Genomic DNA, 16,449 nt, shown 5'->3' on the forward strand with positions numbered 1-16,449 from the left:
CCTACCCCTGGCCGCCATCGAAACCGCACCGGATGTACCATCCGGTAGGATCCCATTGTACGCGCAGCAGCGCTGCCCTGCCGAACCACCCAGCCGGGGACGAAGCCCGGCAGCGGTCGCCAACCCAGGCCAGGAGCCCTAAGATGGGGCCGAGGCCACAGGAAGGATCGCCCCATGTCCACGCCCCTGCTGCGCAGCACCACCCTGCTCGCCGGCCTTTTGTTTGCCGGCAGCGCCATCACCAGCCCCTGTGCCGAACCGGGGCAATGGTACGATCCGGGTCACCAACGCACCCTCGGCACCCATGAGGTGCTCGATGCCCTCGAGGGCGTCGATTTCATCCTGCTCGGCGAGCGCCACGACGATGCCGCCCACCACCGCTGGCAGCTCCATACCCTGGCCGCTTTGCACGGGCGAGGGGAGCTTGGGGCCATTGGCTTCGAGATGTTCCCACGCAGCAAACAGAAACCGCTAGAAGACTGGCGCACGGGCAACCTGACGCGCGAGGCGTTCCTCGAGGAGACCGAATGGCAGCGCGTCTGGGGCTACGACGCCGAACTCTACATGCCACTGTTCGAATTCGTCCGCGCGCACCGCGTGCCGGCCGAAGCCCTCAACGTTGAGCGAGACACCGTGCGCGCCGTGCGGGAACGCGGTTTCGACGATCTGGATGAGGACGAGCGTGAATCCGTCGGCCAGCCGGCAGCGGCCAGCGAGGCGTACCGGGACCGCCTGCAGGGTATCTTCCGTCATCACCCCGGCGCCGGCGAGAACGATGCCGACCTGGATCGGTTCATCGAGGCGCAGACGTTCTGGGACCGGGCGATGGCCGAGTCGATGGTCTCCGCCCTAGAGGCCTACGGCGACCCGGTCGTCGGCATCGTCGGCAGGGGTCACGCCGAGTACGGTGACGGCATCGCCCACCAGCTCCGGGATCTCGGCCACGACTCGATCCGCATCCTGCTGCCGCTCGACGCCGCCGCCGCGTGCCCGGACGCCGATCGGGCGGACTTCGTCTTCGCGCTCGAGCCCGAGCGCGCCACCCCCGATCCGCCGCGTCTGGGCATCGCCATGGAGGAGGACGATTCGAAGGTGACCATCCTCGAAGTCTTCCCCGATACACCCGCCGATCAGGCCGGGCTGGCCGCCGGCGACCGCATCGTGAAGGCAGCGGAGACCGAGATCCGGCATCCTCGCGACCTGCAGCACATCGTGTCCCGTCAGGCGCCGGGCACCTGGCTGCCGCTGGTCATCGAGCGGAATGGGGAGACCTTGGAGAAGGTGGCGCGGTTCCCCGCCGAGTAGCCGTGAGCGTTGGGCTGAGCTTCGCGCGGGGTTCCGCTTTGGCGGCCGGGCCCTGGCGACCCGGCCGCCCCGCAGGATCAAAGGGTCGAGAGCATGTACTCGATGGCCTTGACCAGATCCTCGCGGTCGGCACGCCCGTCGTAGGCCGGCATGGCGCCCTTGCCCGCGAGCGTGCTCTCGACCAGCTCGTCCACCGAGGAGGGCCGGTCGGCCCAGTCTTCGGGCGCGTTGAGCTCCGGTGCGCCGGCCACCCCGCGGTCATGGCACGAGGAACAGGTCGGAGCCGTGCCGTTGATGTAGATGGATTCGCCGTCGGCAAGGGCCGCCCCCATGCCGCCGAAGATCAGCGCGGTCGCGGTACCCGCGGCCAGAACAATGCGTTTCATGATCGGCTACTCCTCGGTCTTTTAGTCTCTATGCTTGATGCGCCCGGTAGCAGGGCCGCTCAATAGCCCGTCGAGCATCCCCTGGACGGGTGCCGGTGCGCCAGCCGACGTTCTCAGTGGCGCCCCTCGGGTTGGACTATCTCGATCAGTCTAGCCTAACGAGGCGCAAAGCGGTACCACGAATTCCCTGCTTTGTTGCCGGAAAACCTTCAGGACCGACCCGCCCCCGTCCGGACCAGATCGGCCAGCGCCCGTTCCAGGCAGTCCGCGCCGCGGCGCCAACTGGGCTCAAGCATGGTGGCGTGGCCGGCGCCGGGGATCCAGCGTGGCTCCACGCCATAGAGCCACGCCGTCGTGCGCACCATCCACTGCGGGATGATGACATCCTCCTCGGCCCCGATCACCGCCACCGGCACGGACACGCCGCCCCATCGCGGCCAGCGCGGGAAACCCATCTCAAACAGGGCCAGCTGCGACTCCGGCTGCATGCGGCTGGTGTAATCGAGCAGCACCTCCGGATCCATCTCTTCCGCAAACAGGGCCCGATGGGCCTCATCCACATCGACCCAGGCCGGTCCGAACCCCTGAAGAATGCCCATCTGCCAGAGCAGCCGCGGCTCGGTCAGCATCATCTGCATGCCGGAGGGGGCGAGCCCGGTTGGGGGCACCGAGGCCAAAAGCACAGCGCCGGCGGCCGGTACGCCCTGGCGCAGGGCGATATCCACCACCAAACCGCCCATGGAGTGACCGATGAGCACCGGCGGATGTGGCAGCGACTCGACGGCTTCGGCCACGTCCTCGACGTAGTGGCTCAGGGAGGCCGAGTTGAGCGTCTCCCGGCCTGCGCTCGCCCCGTGGCCGCGGAGGCTCAGCGCGTGAGCCTCGTAGCCCAGGCCGGCGAAGTGCGGCAGGTAGTGGACCTCCCAGCACCAGGCACCGGCGAAGGCGCCGTGGATGAACAGCAGCGGCGGGAACACGGCATCCGATGCCCCGTCGCTGCCCGCGTACCGGATCAGCTCCAGCCCCGTCTCCGGGCCGCCGCCCCCGATCCCCCCGAAACTTGCGTACATTCAGCCTCCCGCGTTGGGTCACCCGTGTGCCCGGAGTGCCCTGATCAGGTAAGCTGCTTATTCCACACCGATCACCTCGCTATATTCAACACGAGCGTCCCCATGAGTGCACCCCGACCGCAGACCATCCGCCTGCGCGACTATCGTCCGCCCGCCTTTCTGGTCGACCGGATCCACCTCCGCGTGGACCTCCATGCTGGCATGGCCCGCGTGGAGGCGGCGCTGGAGCTGCGCCGCAACCCTGCGGCCACCGACGATGAGGCGCCGCTGCGCCTGGACGCAGAGTTCCTGGAGCTGGAAGCGCTGACCGTCGACGGGGTCGAACTGGAGCCCAGCGCGCACCAGGATGAGCAGGGGGCGGTGATCCTCTATGATGCCCCCGAGCGCTGCCGCGTGGAGACCGTCAGCCGGTTCGATCCCGCGGCGAACACCGCCCTCTCCGGCCTTTACCGCTCCGGCAGCATGTTCTGCACTCAGTGTGAGGCGGAGGGGTTCCGGCGCATCACGCCCTACCCGGATCGCCCCGACGTCCTGGCGCCGTTCACCACCACCGTGGTCGCCGACCGCGCCACCTGCCCGGTGCTGCTGTCCAACGGCGACTGCATCGAACGGGGAGAACTTGACGACGGGCGCCACTACGCCATCTGGCACGACCCCTTCCCCAAGCCGTCCTACCTGTTCGCGTTGGTTGCCGGCGACTTGGCCTGTCAGGAAGCGTCCTTCGTAACCGCCTCGGGCCGCGAGGTAGCCCTCCATTTCTATGTGGAGCCAGAGAACACGGGGCGTACCGATCACGCTCTAGCTGCGCTGCAGCGAGCCATGCGCTGGGACGAGGAACACTACGGCCTAGAGTACGACCTGGATACCTACATGGTCGTCGCCGTGGGGGACTTCAACATGGGCGCGATGGAGAACAAGGGGTTGAACATCTTCAACACCCAGTTCGTCCTGGCCAGCCCCGACACCGCCACCGACAGCGACTACGAGAACATCGAGGCGGTCATCGGCCACGAGTACTTCCACAACTGGACGGGCAACCGCGTCACCTGTCGCGACTGGTTCCAGCTCTCGCTCAAGGAGGGGCTGACCGTCTTCCGCGAGCACCAGTTTGCCGAGACCACCGGCTCCGAGGCGGTCCAGCGCATTGGTCAGGTGCGCCTGCTTCGTACCGCCCAGTTCCCGGAGGACGCCGGGCCCATGAGCCACCCGGTCCGCCCGGATGCCTACGTGGAGATCAACAACTTTTACACGGCCACCGTCTACGCCAAGGGTGCCGAGGTCATCCGCATGTACCACACGCTGCTCGGCGACGACGCCTTCCGGCGCGGCGTGCGGCGCTACCTGGAACGCCACGACGGTGAGGCCGCCACCATCGAGGATTTCCTCGCCGCCATGGAGGAAACCGCCGGGGTCGATCTCCAGCAGTTCGCCCTGTGGTATACCCAGGCCGGCACCCCTGAGATCGAGATCGAGGACGACTACGACCCGGAGCGGAACGAGTACACCCTGATCTGCCGTCAATCCCTGCCCGGCAACTCGACCCAGCCGCACCGGGATCCCATGCACATCCCGCTGGCCGTGGGGCTAATCGGCCAGGACGGTTCGCCGCTAGCGGTCCGCGAGGCCCGGGACTCCACCGCACACAGTCGCACCCGCGTACTCGAACTGCGCGAGTCCGAACAGCGCTTCGTTTTCGAGGACTGCCCAGAGCGCCCCGTGCCCTCGCTGCTGCGCGGCTTCTCAGCGCCGGTCAAGCTGCACTACCCGTACAGCGACGACGACCTCGGCTTCCTGCTCGCCCATGACACCGACCCATTCGCGCGCTGGGAAGCGGGGCAACAGCTGGCCATGCGCGTTCTCCTCGACGAGGCGCGGGGCACCCCGCGGCCCGACGGGGTGGAGCGGCTCGAGCAGGCATTCCGCACCTCCCTCGAGGCGCCCGAAGCCGACCCCGCGCTGGTTGCCGAGGCACTCACCCTGCCCGCCGAGACCTACCTCGCCGAGCAGGTGGAGGTGGTCGACCCGCAGGCCATCCACGACGCCCGCCAGCGCGTCCGTGCCCGCCTGGGCGAGGCGCTGGAGGGGCACTGGCTGATCCTGCACAGCCAGGCGACAGGCCCCTGGCGCTACAACCCGGACGAAGCCGCCCGGCGCCGACTGCGCAACCTGGCCTTGAGCTATCTCCACGCCGGCTCGGAGCGCCACCTGAGCCGGGCACTGGAACAGCTCGAGCGCAGCGACAACCTCACGGACCGGCTGGCTGCCCTGGCTGTACTGGCGGACAGCTCGCGCCCGGAGGCCGAGCAGGCGGTGGACGCTTTCTACGAGCGCTGGTCCGGGGAACCGTTGGTGGTCGACAAGTGGTTCCGGACGCAGGCCCTGGCCGATCGACCGGAGACCGTCCACCGGGTGCGCCAGCTCACCGAGCACCCGGACTTCACCCTGGAAAACCCCAATCGAGCCCGGGCCCTACTCGGTGCGTTCGCCCAGGGCAACCCGGCCCACTTTCACAGCCCGGACGGCAGCGGATACCGGCTGCTCAGCGATCACGTGCTGCGCCTGGACCGGAGCAATCCGCAGCTCGCCGCCCGGCTGCTGGCACCGCTGACACAGTGGCGCCGCTACGACCCCGGCCGGCGTCGCTCGATGCGCCAGCAACTCGAACGGATCCTTGAGCGCGATACGCTGTCGAAAGACGTATACGAGGTCGCTTCCAAAAGCCTGGGGGCGATGAGCTAAAGTGAGGTAACAAGCCTCGCGGCAACCGAATACTTGGATTGGAGGCGTATTTTGGCCCGAAGTCACCTGTTGTTGACCCCTGTGCTGGCACTCGGCCTGGCCCTGTTCTCCACGGCTCCGCTGCCGGGATCACCGGGTATACCGACGGCAGCTGCCGGCGAGAACGGCGTGGTGCCCGGCCAGACCGAGTTCGAAAAGGCACGCGTGGTTGCCGATCTGCTCCAGCGCTACCACTACGGCGGTCCCGAGTCCGACGAGAAGCTCATGGAGCAGGCCACCGAGACCTACCTGAAGCAGCTCGACCACGGCCGCTTCTTCCTCCTCGAGGAGGACGTCGAGGCGTTCCGCGAGCGCATGGGCGAACTCGGCCCCGGTCAGGGGGACGCGATCCTCGAGGCGGCCTACGATTTGCACGCCCGCTACCGTGAGCGCGTCGCGGAGCAGACCCAATTCGCCCTCGGGCTTCTCGAGGAGGGGTTCGACTTCGACGGCGACGGCCGCTTCGAGCAGGACCGCAGCGAGGCCGACTGGGCGGCCGATCGCGACGCCCTCGACGACCTCTGGCGCCAGCGGGTCACGCATGATGCCCTGACCCTGGAGCTGGCCGAGCGCAGCACCGAGGAGATCCGCGAGAACCTCGAGCGGCGCTACAACACCCTTCGTGACCGTGCCGTGGATGCCGACAACGAAGACATCATGGACCAGTTCCTGAGCGCCTGGGCAGGCGCCTACGACCCCCACAGCACATTCCTCTCGCCCCAGCGCTCGGAGGAATTCGACATGCAGATGTCGCTGCAGCTCGAGGGGATCGGCGCCAAGCTGACCATGGACCAGGACTTCACCGAGATCGTCGAACTCATCCCCGGCGGTCCGGCCGAGCAGTCCGGTGAGCTGCGCGAGGGCGAGCGCATCATCGGCGTCGCTGACGGCGACGACGGCGAGATGAAGGACGTGGTCGGCTGGCGGCTCGATGAGATCGTGGACATGATCCGCGGCCCCAAGGAGTCAGTGGTCCGGCTCAACGTCCTGCCGCCAGCCGGGGCCAGTGAGAGTTCACCGCGCGAGGTGCGGCTGGTCCGCAACAAGGTCGATCTGGAAGACCAGGCCGCCCGCAAGGAGGTCATCGAGAAGACCGACGCTCAGGGCGAGGAGCAGCGGGTCGGCGTGATCACCATCCCGAAGTTCTACCGGGACTTCGAGGCCGCGCACTCCGGGCAGGACGATTTCCGCAGCACCACGCGTGACGTCCAGCGCCTGCTTGGGGAGTTGCTCGAGGAGGGGATCGACGGCCTGCTGATCGACCTGCGCGGAAACTCCGGGGGGGCCCTGCGCGAGGCCACCGCCCTCACCGCCATGTTCACCGGCGGCGGACCGGCAGTGCAGGTTCGCGACGCCCGCGGCCACCCCGAGCAGGTTGGCGAATCCAGGGGCGAGCCGGCCTACGATGGGCCCCTGGGGGTGCTGGTCGATCGACGCAGCGCATCGGCTTCCGAGATCTTCGCCGCGGCCATTAAAGACTACGGACGGGGCATCGTCCTCGGCGACCAGACCTTCGGCAAGGGCACGGTGCAGCAGATGATCGGCCTGGACAATTACGCCATCCCCGGCGAGGAGCGTTCCGGGCAGCTCAAGCTGACTCTGGCCCAGTTTTACCGGGTCACCGGCGAGAGCACGCAGCTCGAGGGCGTCAAACCGGATATCCACCTGCCCTCGGAGTTCAGCCACGAGGAGTTCGGCGAGCGCGCCACCCGGAACCCGCTGCCGGCAACGGAGATCGCCGGGCTCGATGTCACGGTGCATATCGAACTCGAGACAATCATCGACGAACTGGCCCGTCGCCACCAGACACGGATGGATCAGACCGAGACCTTCCGCGCCCTGGAGCGGGAGCTTGAGGCCAAGCGCGAGATACGGGAGGACACCTCGGTCGCCCTGAACAAGGCCACCCGGCAGGAGGAGCAGAAGGTACGCGAGGAGCGGTTGCTGGAGCTTCACAATGAGCGCCGCAAGGCCCACGGCAAGGAGCCGGTGGAGCGTTACGCGGATGTTGACGCGGATGAGCTGCCGGACGCCCTGCTCAATGCCAGCGCAGCGATCATCGCCGATTTTGCGCAGCTCCTGCGCGAAGCGGGCGACGAGGTCCTCACCGCGGAGGCCCGGGAAGAAGACTGAGACCGGAGCCGGGAGGCGGCCGGACGGCCCGCCTCCCGGTCAACCTGCGGTGGTTAGGTACTCGATGCGCAGCTGCAGGGTGACACTGCCACGAAACCGGTTGACCTCCGGGCGGTAGATCGCGCGAACCGGACCCTCCAGTTGGTTCCAACCCCGTTCGACCCCACCGAAGGCGATGGCCGGGACAGTGGGCCCATTGCCATGGTCAGCATCCAGCTCCAGCCGCAGGTGGCCACCGCGCAGTTCCCGGCTCTGACGGATCCGGAAAACGCCGTCAAAGCACGGCTCGGGGAACCCCTGGCCCCAGGGACCGCCGTAGCGCAGGGCCCAGGCCGTCTCCAGGTTGAGCTCCTCCGGTTGCAACTCGCCGTCGGTCTCCACACGCAGCTCGGGCAACTCACCACCCAGCGCCTCATCCAGCGCACCGGCGAACTCGCGGCGGAACGCATCCAGCTGCCCGGATTCGATGGTGAGTCCAGCGGCCATCGCGTGCCCGCCGAAACACTCGATCAGCTTTGGCGAACGCCCGTGGATGCGCGCCAATAGGTCGCGGATATGCAGCCCGGGCACCGAGCGCGCTGAGCCGCGCAGCATCCCCTGGTCTGCCGGAGCGAAAGCCACCGCCGGGCGGTGATAGCGCTCTTTCAACCTCGAAGCGAGGATCCCGGTCACCCCCTGGTGCCAGCCCTCCGCCGCCACGCACACGCCGAGGCCTACATCCTCGGCGCGGGCCTCGAGCCCGGCCAGTGCCTCCTCAGTCATCTGCGACTCCACCGCGCGGCGCTGACGATTCAGGTCATCCAGCGCGACCGCCCGCTCCCGGGCTCGATGCGGATCTTCCTCGAGCAGGCACTCGACCCCGGCGGTCATGTCGTCCATGCGCCCGGCTGCATTCAGGCGCGGCCCGACGGCGAAAGCCAGATCGGCCGCCGTCGCCTCGGCAGGCTCGCGGCCGGCCTGCTCCAGCAGCGCGACGATGCCGGGACGGGCAACACCGGCGCGGATCCGGCGCAGTCCCTGCTCGACGAGGATGCGGTTGTTGTGATCTAACGGAACCAGGTCTGCCACGGTCCCCACGGCGACCAGATCCAGCAGCCCCAGCAGCGAGACCGGTTCCTCGCGGAGCCACCCGTCCGCCGCAAGGCCACGCTGCAGCGCCAGAGCCAGGTAGAAAGCCACGCCCACCCCGGCCAGGGCCGTACTCGGGAAGTGGTCGTCATCGCGTAGCGGATCCACAACCGCCTCGGCGGCCGGCAACGCTGCGCCGGGCGCGTGGTGATCAGTCACCACCACACCCATGCCCGCCTGGTGTGCCGCAGCGACCCCCTCCAGACTGCTGACGCCGTTATCCACCGTCACCAGCCAGGCCGGCTCCGTGGGGCGCAGCCGTTCGACGACGGCCGCGCTCAAGCCGTAGCCCAGCGAGAACCGATCCGGAACGAAAGACTGGACGGCCGTCGGATCACCGCCAGCCGCCGCAGCGAGACGTCGGAGCGCAAGGACCATGAGCGCGGTCGCTGTCGCCCCGTCGGCATCGTAATCGCCGACGACCACGATGCGCTGGCCCCGGCTCAGGGCCGGAACCAGCGCAGCCACCGCACGGTCCAGATCGGCCATGCCGGTCGGCGGTTGCAGCCGCCGCAGGCTCAGATCCAGCTCCGCGGCATCGCGTAGGCCGCGGCGCTGATAGACCCGCCGCAGGACCGGGTGCAGGTCCTGCGCAACGCCGTCCGGAAGTGCACCCGCCGGACGCCGCCGGATGCGCTCAGGCATCCTCGCCGCCCTCCCGGACCCAGGCGCCGAGGGGCCGGGGCCGGCGCCAGAACCGACGCAGCTCCCGCCGTCCCAAAGTGACACCGTGGTCATCGGCCCGAAAACACAGTTCCAGCGCATCCCAGCGCGACCCCTGCGCAGCGGCCTCGCGCAGCGCCACCAGCGCCGGCGCGGCGATCGCGCGCTCAACCGCCGCCACGGCGTCGATCCACGCCGCCCCATCATCCACGGCCAGCGCCTGCTCCGCCCAAGGGACCGCGACCAGCGTATCCGGCCCCGGGAGGATGGGCGTCGATCCAGCCAGATCCGCCACCTCGGCCCCAGCCAGCACCCCGAGCCCCAACCAGGCCGGATCGTCGCTGAACAGGCGCTGCCAGGGAAACGACGCCGGGGGCGTAGGGCACCGCCCGCTACCCCACGCCCACAGGGCGTTGATGGGCGGCTCGCCGCGCTCTTCCCGATCGCGGTTGACCGGGTGGTCACACAGGGCCATCTCGACTTCGTTGAAGAGCGTCGCCCACCTCAGGGCGTCGCCTCCCCGCGGCAGGTAGGCGTCGATGAAACGGCCGCAGACTTGTTCCGGTGCGGGACGTTCCGGCAGCGGCGCCTGGCTCTGCAAGTACCAACGCCCGGCGGATGTCCGGTGCAGCTGCACGCGCCGTCCGGCCAGCAGATCGGCCAGATCGGTCTCCAGCCGCGCGGCCTCGAACTCGTTGATCGCGACCTGCACCAGGCGCACACCCGCTGCCTCCGGGCGCAGGTGCAATGGCTGCGCACGGCTCCAGTAAGCCTCACAGCCCGGATCCCCGCCGTCGGCCAGCCATCCCAGGGCACCGGCCGCCTCGGGCACCGGCGACGGCGTCAAGGGGCCGTGCCGGCCCCGGGCCAGCCAGGTCTCCAGCGCCGGCTGGCGTGCCAGCACCCCGGGAGGCAGCCGCCCGGGAAGCGGCCCGAGCAGCCCCGGAATCCGCAGGCGTAAACGGTGGGCGTTCAAAGCCGCTTCAGAATGGCCTCGCGGACGGCCTCATAGTCGGCATCCACGGTCTGCACCGCATCCCCGGCCTGGGCGCTGGCCACATCCGGGTCCTTGAGGCCATGCCCGGTCAGGGTACAGACCACCGTGCTGCCCTCGGGGATGCGGCCGCTGCGGATATCGCGCATGGCCCCCGCCACCGAGGTCGCCGAGGCCGGCTCGCAGAACACACCCTCATGATCGGCGAGCATCCGCTGCGCCCGGAGGATCTCCTCGTCACTGAGTTCATCGAACCACCCACCGGACTCCTCGCGAACGGCCTGGGCGTAATCCCACGACTGCGGATCGCCGATGCGGATGGCCGTCGCCACGGTTTCGGGCTCAGCCACTGGCCCGCCCCGCAGGAAAGGTGCGCTGCCGCTCGCCTGGTAGCCGACCATGCGCGGGCGCCGATCCACCAGTGCGGACGCGTAACGACAATGCCCCTCGCAGAAGGCGCAGGCAGCGGTCAGCTGCTCGTCACCCTTGCGTCCGGCGCACTCGCTGTAGCCGATCCAGTGGGCCGTGATGTTGCCGGCGTTGCCCACGGGCAGGCAGTGGTAGTCCGGGGCGCGTTCAAGCTCCTCGATCACTTCGAAGGCCGCCGTCTTCTGACCCTGCAGCCGATACGGGTTGATGGAGTTGACGATGGTCAGCGGCGCGTGCTCGGCCAGCTCCTTGACCAGGCGCATGCCGGCGTCGAAATTGCCGCGGATCTGCAGCACCTGCGCACCGTGCATGATCGCCTGGGCCAGCTTACCCATGGCGATCTTGCCATCGGGAATAAGCACGAAACAGCTGATCCCGGCGCGGGCCGCATAGGCCGCGGCCGAGGCCGAGGTGTTGCCGGTCGAGGCGCAAATGATCGCCTTGGCCCCCTGCTCGACCGCCTTCGTGACCGCCATGGTCATGCCGCGGTCCTTGAACGAGCCGGTCGGGTTCAGGCCCTCGAACTTGACGTAGAGGTCCACGTCGCGGCCGAGCTCCGCCGGGATCCGCGTCAGCTGGATCAGCGGCGTATTGCCCTCGCCCAGCCCGAGAATCCGGGCATCATCGCTGATCGGCAGCCGATCCAGATACTTGGCGATCAGTCCAGTGTAGCGGGGTCGGAAGGGCATGCTCTCACTCCAGGCTCTCGACACGGATGCGCACGACGCGTCCATCGACCTGCTCCAGGTGCTCCAGGCGTTCGATGGCCGCGTCCATGTGACGCTCATGGATACGGTGGGTCAGCAGGATGATCGGGACGTGATCGGCCCCGGCCTGCGGCTGTTTCTGGATGATGGCCTCGATGGAGATCCCGAAATCCCCGAGCACGCGGGTGACGTCGGCCAGCACGCCGGGCTCGTCCCGCGCCGAGAGCCGTAGGTAGTAGGCCGTCTCGACGTCGCGCATGGGCAGCACCGGCTCCCGCGAGAGGGACTCGGTATGGAACGCCAGATAAGGCACCCGGTTCTCGGGCTCCAGGTTGAACTCGCGCACCACGTCGATCATATCGGCCACCACCGCCGAGGCGGTCGGCTCGGCGCCGGCACCGGCGCCGTAGTAGAGCGTCGGCCCGACGGCGTCGCCCTTGACCATGACGGCGTTCATGACGCCGTCGACGTTGGCCAGCATGTGCCGTCGCGGCAGAAGCGTCGGGTGCACGCGCAGCGCGTAGCCGTTCTCCTCATGGAAGGCCAGGCCCAGGTGCTTAATCCGGAAACCCAGCTCCTCGGCGAAGGCCACGTCCTCGCGCGTGATATGATCGATGCCCTCGACATAGACCTTGTCGTACTGCAGCGGGATGCCGAAGGCGATGGAGGCCAGGATGGTCAGCTTGTGGGCGGCGTCGGTGCCGTCGACATCGAAGCTCGGGTCCGCCTCGGCGTAGCCCAGGCGCTGCGCCTCGGCGAGGACGTCTCCGAAATCCCGGCCCTCGTAGAACATCTCGGTGAGGATGTAGTTCGAGGTCCCGTTGATGATCCCCGCGAGCCACTCGATGCGGTTACCGGTCAGCGCCTCGCGCACGGCCTTGATGATCGGGATGCCGCCGGCCACCGCTGCCTCGAAGGCCACCGTAACACCGTTCTCCCGCGCCCGGGCGAAGATCTCGTTGCCGTGGGAGGCGATCAGCGCCTTATTGGCGGTAATAACGTGCTTGCCGTTGTCCAACGCACGCAGCACCAGCTCCCGGGCCGGCTCGTAGCCGCCGATCAGCTCGGCGATGATCTCCACTTCCGGGTCGTCGACCACCTCGAACGGATCGGTGGTCAGGCGGATCCCCTCCAGGCGGCAGCTGCGCGGGCGCTCCGGATGGCGCGCCGAGGCGTGGGTAACGCGGATCTCGCGCCCGGCGCGCCGGCTGATCACATCGGCATTGCGCTCGAGGATATTGACCACCCCCGAACCCACGGTACCGAGGCCGAGCATCCCCACATTAACCGGTTTCAATCCTCACCTCCGAATCTGAGCGGTTCCAGCCCGCCGCGCAGGGCGCGGGCTCAGCAAGCATCATCACGCCGCAGCATCTGTTTGATGCCGCGAATCGCCTGACGCGTGCGGTGTTCGTTCTCGATCAACGAGAAACGGACATACTCATCGCCGTAACTGCCGAAGCCGATCCCTGGGGAGACCGCCACCTTGGCATCGGCCAGCAGCTTCTTCGAGAACTCCAGCGAGCCCATCTCCCGATACGCCTCGGGGATACGGGCCCAGACAAACATGGTCGCCTTCGGCCTTTCCACGGGCCATCCGGCCGCCTCCAGCCCATCACAGAGGACATCGCGCCGGGCCCGGTACATCTCGCGGATCTCCTCGACGCAGTCTTGCGGCCCCTCCAGCGCCAGGATGCCGGCGACCTGGATGGGCGTGAACATACCGTAATCCAGGTACGACTTCATCCGTGCCAGGGCGGCGATCAAGTCCGGATTCCCGCAGACGAACCCGATCCGCCAGCCGGGCATATTGTAAGTCTTGGACAGGGAGTAACACTCCACCGCCACGTCCTTGGCACCCGGCACCTGCAGGATCGACGGGGCCTTGTAGCCGTCGAAGACGATCTCGGCGTAGGCCAGATCCTGCACGACCCAGATGCCCTCCTTGCGGGCGATCTCGACCACTTTCTCGAAGAAGTCCAGCTCGACACACTGCGCCGTCGGGTTCGACGGGAAGTTGAGGATGAGCATCTTGGGCTTGGGGTAGGTATCCCGGATCGCCTTCTCGAGCTCCACGAAGAAGTCCCCGCCCGGGATCATGGGCACGTGGCGGATATCCGCTCCGGCGATCACGACGCCGTAGGGGTGGATCGGGTAGGCGGGGTTGGGCACCAGCACGGCGTCCCCCGGCCCCAGAGTGGCCAGGGCCAGGTGGGCCAGGCCTTCTTTGGAGCCGATGGTGACAATGGCCTCGCTCTCCGGGTCGAGGTGCACATCGAAGTTCTGGGCGTACCAGTTAGCCACCGCCCGACGCAGTCGCGGGATCCCCCGCGACATCGAATACCGGTGCGTGTCGGGTCGCTGGGCAGCCTCGCAGAGCTTGTCCACGATATGCTGGGGCGTCGGCTGGTCGGGATTGCCCATCCCGAAATCCACGATATCCTCGCCCCGCTGGCGTGCGGCCGCCTTGAGTTCGTTGACGATGTTGAAGACGTACGGAGGCAGCCGCTTGATCCGAGGGAAGTCGGCTTTCGGCAGATCGGAGTCCACGGGCGAACCTCAAGGAATGCAGTGTAGGGACCGGGGGCAATGAAGCCTGTGAACGTACTCACCCGGGGCAGGACTGTCAAACGAGATCGAGGCTTGAGCCCATGAAACTCGCCCAAGATCACGGCAATGCCGGTTACCGGATCCGCGCCTTCGAACCGGGCTGGATCCGCATCAATCAGACCGAGTACCAGACCAGCGTCCTGGTGACACCGACCTTGCTGAGCACGGATATCCGCGCCGAGCGCCTGGAGGAACTCACCCTCGCCGACCTGCAGCCGGCCATCGACCTGGAACCGGAGCTGATCCTGCTCGGCACCGGAAGTGAGCAGTCCTTCCCCGATCGCGAGCTGATGCGGGCGCTGATCGGCTCCGGGATCGGTTTTGAAGCCATGGATACCCGCGCCGCCTGCAGGACATTCAACCTCCTCCTCGGCGAGGACCGCTCGGTCGCCGCGGTGCTCCTGCTGCGCTAGTCCGCTGTATACGGTCCGGCCAGGGGCGCCCCGAAGGCGTAGGTACTGCACGAGCGATCGGCCTTAGCGGCGTACATGGCGTCATCGGCGACGCGCTGGAGCTCGTCCGCCGAGCTTCCGTGCTCGGGATACAGGGCAATGCCAATGCTCAGCGAGACCGGGAAAGCCAAGCCGTTGACGGTCACCGGCTCGTCGAGGCTGGCGACGATGTTGTCGGCCACCCGCTCGGCGGCGCGCCGGCTGTCCACGCCCTCGAGCAGGATGACGAACTCGTCGCCACCGTGGCGGGCCACCGTGTCCACCTCCCGCACAGCACCGGTCAGGCGCGTGGCCAACTCTTGGAGGACCCGGTCTCCGACCTCGTGGCCGTGCTCGTCATTGATCGGCTTAAAGTGGTTCAGATCGATGAACAGCAGCGCCACCGACTCGCGGTTGCGCCGCGCCCACTCCAGCGCCTTCTCCAGGCGATCGAGCAGCAGCGCCCGGTTGGCCAGACCGGTGAGGTGGTCGTGCAGGGCCATATGTCGCATCTGCTCTTGGCTCCGCTCGGCCTCAGCCAACGCCTGCATCCTCTCGGTGACGTTGTAGGCGAGCCACAGCACCGAGGGGCGCGCCTCCAGCCCAGGCGGCAGCGGGTAGATCCGCGCCTCGAACCACTGGCGCCCGCGCGGTCCGTGCTCGCCGCCGCCCTCGACCTCATCCATATCGAGTTCGTAGTCCAGCGTCACCAGCCGCCGCTCGGCCAGTGCCTGCTGGATGCTCTCAAGAAAGCTCTCGGCCAGCTCGAAGCGCAGCACCTGATGCAGCCGCCGCCCGACCAGGTTGCGCAAATCCCGGTAAAGGCGCCGCTCCTGCCCGCCGAAAACCTCCCGGAACTGCCCACGATCATCAATCACGAACCCCAGATCGGGGATGGTGGCCATGATGGCCTCAAGCCGATTCTTGAGAAAGCGCAGCCACAGGGCCTGGCGAGCCACCACACCGCCTAGCAGGGCCAGCATCACGCCGCCGCCGGCCCAGACCCACCACCACCAGGCCGGCAACGAGGCCTTCGCCTGCCATCCGCCCTCGGGAATAGCCGCCAGCTGCCAGCTGGATGCCCCGAACGTGATATCCATGCGCACCGGATTCCGCTCGAAGACAAGCGGTTCGCCGAAAAAGACGCCGCCCTTCCGGCCGAGCCCGTCCCGCCCGCGCAGGGCAATCTGCAAACCGGATTGCTCGATCTCCCGCAACCCGGCAGCACGGTAGAAGCTGTCGAGATCCAGCGGGACACTGGCCACCCCCCAGTAGCGCCCATCATCCTCATGGACTGGAACGCGCACGATCAGCGCCTCGCCCCCCTGGACCAGCTCCGTCGGACCAGCAACCACCGGGGCGCTGGTGGCCATGACGCGCTGGAGACTGGGACTCTGGGCCGGATGCTCGCTGATATCCAGGCCCAGGGCCCGGACGTTGCTGGCCAGCGGGTAGACGTAGCGGATCACATTGTCCGGGGCCAGCGTGATATTGCGGATGTGAAACTCGGGGCGCATCATCCGCTGCGCGATCGCGGCGAATCGCCGCCCGTCGATCTCGGGATCCGCCCCTACTAGGACGCCCAGCCCCGTGACCAGCGACACGGAGGCGTTCAGCTCCCCCTCAATCCGTCCCCGCAGCGCCGAAGCCTCCTCGGTCACCTGCGAGCGCGCCTGCTCCAGGCGATACTCCTCCAGCCAGTGCGCGAGCACGCCGGCAAGGATCAAAACGGCGACGAAGACCCCGAGGGCGAGCAGGAGCGGGACGACCCGGCTAAGCCCCTGCACTGCCGGCGGCATACGCCGCTCCCTCCCT

The 16,449-nt window shown here is 68.0% G+C and carries 12 protein-coding genes; 4 read left to right on the forward strand and 8 right to left on the reverse strand.

Features of this window, described 5'->3' with window-relative positions:
- Window positions 1–174 precede the first annotated feature (174 nt).
- The gene (locus CCR79_RS00960; protein WP_201167641.1) at window positions 175–1,305 is read left to right on the forward strand and encodes a ChaN family lipoprotein; all 1,131 of its coding nucleotides are present in this window, start codon (window positions 175–177) and stop codon (window positions 1,303–1,305) included.
- A gap of 77 nt (window positions 1,306–1,382) precedes the next feature.
- On the opposite strand, the gene CCR79_RS00965 is transcribed toward CCR79_RS00960, so the two are convergent.
- Both CCR79_RS00965 and CCR79_RS00970 read right to left on the reverse strand, forming a co-directional pair.
- The gene (locus CCR79_RS00965; protein ID WP_201167644.1) at window positions 1,383–1,691 is read right to left on the reverse strand and encodes a c-type cytochrome; all 309 of its coding nucleotides are present in this window, start codon (window positions 1,689–1,691) and stop codon (window positions 1,383–1,385) included.
- A 209-nt stretch (window positions 1,692–1,900) separates the two neighbouring features.
- Window positions 1,901–2,761 carry an alpha/beta hydrolase gene (locus CCR79_RS00970; protein ID WP_201167647.1) on the reverse strand — a complete coding sequence of 287 codons (861 nt, stop codon included), beginning with the start codon at window positions 2,759–2,761 and terminating at the stop codon, window positions 1,901–1,903.
- A gap of 102 nt (window positions 2,762–2,863) precedes the next feature.
- Between CCR79_RS00970 and pepN the strand changes: the two genes are divergently transcribed.
- Window positions 2,864–5,500: an aminopeptidase N gene (gene pepN, locus CCR79_RS00975; protein ID WP_201167650.1), complete on the forward strand. Its 2,637-nt coding sequence runs from the start codon at window positions 2,864–2,866 to the stop codon at window positions 5,498–5,500.
- Between the two features lie 51 nt (window positions 5,501–5,551).
- Window positions 5,552–7,672, forward strand: a complete 2,121-nt coding sequence (locus tag CCR79_RS00980) for a carboxy terminal-processing peptidase (protein WP_201167653.1) — start codon at window positions 5,552–5,554, stop codon at window positions 7,670–7,672.
- A gap of 39 nt (window positions 7,673–7,711) precedes the next feature.
- On the opposite strand, the gene recJ is transcribed toward CCR79_RS00980, so the two are convergent.
- From recJ to alaC, 5 genes are read right to left on the reverse strand one after another with little or no spacing between them, the layout of a single operon-like run.
- Complete coding sequence (recJ, locus tag CCR79_RS00985) at window positions 7,712–9,445, reverse strand: single-stranded-DNA-specific exonuclease RecJ (RefSeq protein WP_201167657.1); 1,734 nt, start codon at window positions 9,443–9,445, stop codon at window positions 7,712–7,714.
- Window positions 9,438–10,439 carry a hypothetical protein gene (locus tag CCR79_RS00990; protein WP_201167660.1) on the reverse strand — a complete coding sequence of 334 codons (1,002 nt, stop codon included), beginning with the start codon at window positions 10,437–10,439 and terminating at the stop codon, window positions 9,438–9,440. The genes recJ and CCR79_RS00990 overlap by 8 nt, the downstream gene beginning before the upstream one ends.
- Complete coding sequence (thrC, locus tag CCR79_RS00995) at window positions 10,436–11,575, reverse strand: threonine synthase (RefSeq protein WP_201167663.1); 1,140 nt, start codon at window positions 11,573–11,575, stop codon at window positions 10,436–10,438. The genes CCR79_RS00990 and thrC overlap by 4 nt, the downstream gene beginning before the upstream one ends.
- 4 nt (window positions 11,576–11,579) lie before the next feature.
- Window positions 11,580–12,890 carry a homoserine dehydrogenase gene (locus tag CCR79_RS01000; protein WP_201167665.1) on the reverse strand — a complete coding sequence of 437 codons (1,311 nt, stop codon included), beginning with the start codon at window positions 12,888–12,890 and terminating at the stop codon, window positions 11,580–11,582.
- Window positions 12,891–12,940: 50 nt separating this feature from the next.
- Window positions 12,941–14,143: an alanine transaminase gene (gene alaC / locus CCR79_RS01005; protein ID WP_238632872.1), complete on the reverse strand. Its 1,203-nt coding sequence runs from the start codon at window positions 14,141–14,143 to the stop codon at window positions 12,941–12,943.
- Between the two features lie 101 nt (window positions 14,144–14,244).
- Here alaC and CCR79_RS01010 point away from each other — a divergent pair, with 101 nt between their 5' ends.
- Entirely contained in the window at window positions 14,245–14,616 is a 372-nt protein-coding gene (locus CCR79_RS01010) for an Mth938-like domain-containing protein (protein ID WP_201167668.1), read from the forward strand.
- On the opposite strand, the gene CCR79_RS01015 is transcribed toward CCR79_RS01010, so the two are convergent.
- Window positions 14,613–16,433 (reverse strand): diguanylate cyclase domain-containing protein, encoded by a 1,821-nt coding sequence (locus tag CCR79_RS01015; protein WP_201167684.1) that lies wholly within the window; start codon window positions 16,431–16,433, stop codon window positions 14,613–14,615. The genes CCR79_RS01010 and CCR79_RS01015 overlap by 4 nt on opposite strands.
- Window positions 16,434–16,449: the final 16 nt, after the last annotated feature.

It is taken from the genome of Halorhodospira halophila (assembly GCF_016653405.1).
GTDB classification, from domain to species: domain Bacteria; phylum Pseudomonadota; class Gammaproteobacteria; order Nitrococcales; family Halorhodospiraceae; genus Halorhodospira; species Halorhodospira halophila_A.

What these genes read in the sequence shown, in the direction of transcription:
- CCR79_RS00960 (WP_201167641.1), top strand. Translation starts at nt 175, where the DNA reads ATGTCCACGCCCCTGCTGCGCAGCACCACCCTGCTCGCCGGCCTTTTG.
- CCR79_RS00965 (WP_201167644.1), bottom strand. Translation starts at nt 1,691, where the DNA reads ATGAAACGCATTGTTCTGGCCGCGGGTACCGCGACCGCGCTGATCTTC.
- CCR79_RS00970 (WP_201167647.1), bottom strand. Translation starts at nt 2,761, where the DNA reads ATGTACGCAAGTTTCGGGGGGATCGGGGGCGGCGGCCCGGAGACGGGG.
- pepN (WP_201167650.1), top strand. Translation starts at nt 2,864, where the DNA reads ATGAGTGCACCCCGACCGCAGACCATCCGCCTGCGCGACTATCGTCCG.
- recJ (WP_201167657.1), bottom strand. Translation starts at nt 9,445, where the DNA reads ATGCCTGAGCGCATCCGGCGGCGTCCGGCGGGTGCACTTCCGGACGGC.
- thrC (WP_201167663.1), bottom strand. Translation starts at nt 11,575, where the DNA reads ATGCCCTTCCGACCCCGCTACACTGGACTGATCGCCAAGTATCTGGAT.
- CCR79_RS01010 (WP_201167668.1), top strand. Translation starts at nt 14,245, where the DNA reads ATGAAACTCGCCCAAGATCACGGCAATGCCGGTTACCGGATCCGCGCC.
- CCR79_RS01015 (WP_201167684.1), bottom strand. Translation starts at nt 16,433, where the DNA reads ATGCCGCCGGCAGTGCAGGGGCTTAGCCGGGTCGTCCCGCTCCTGCTC.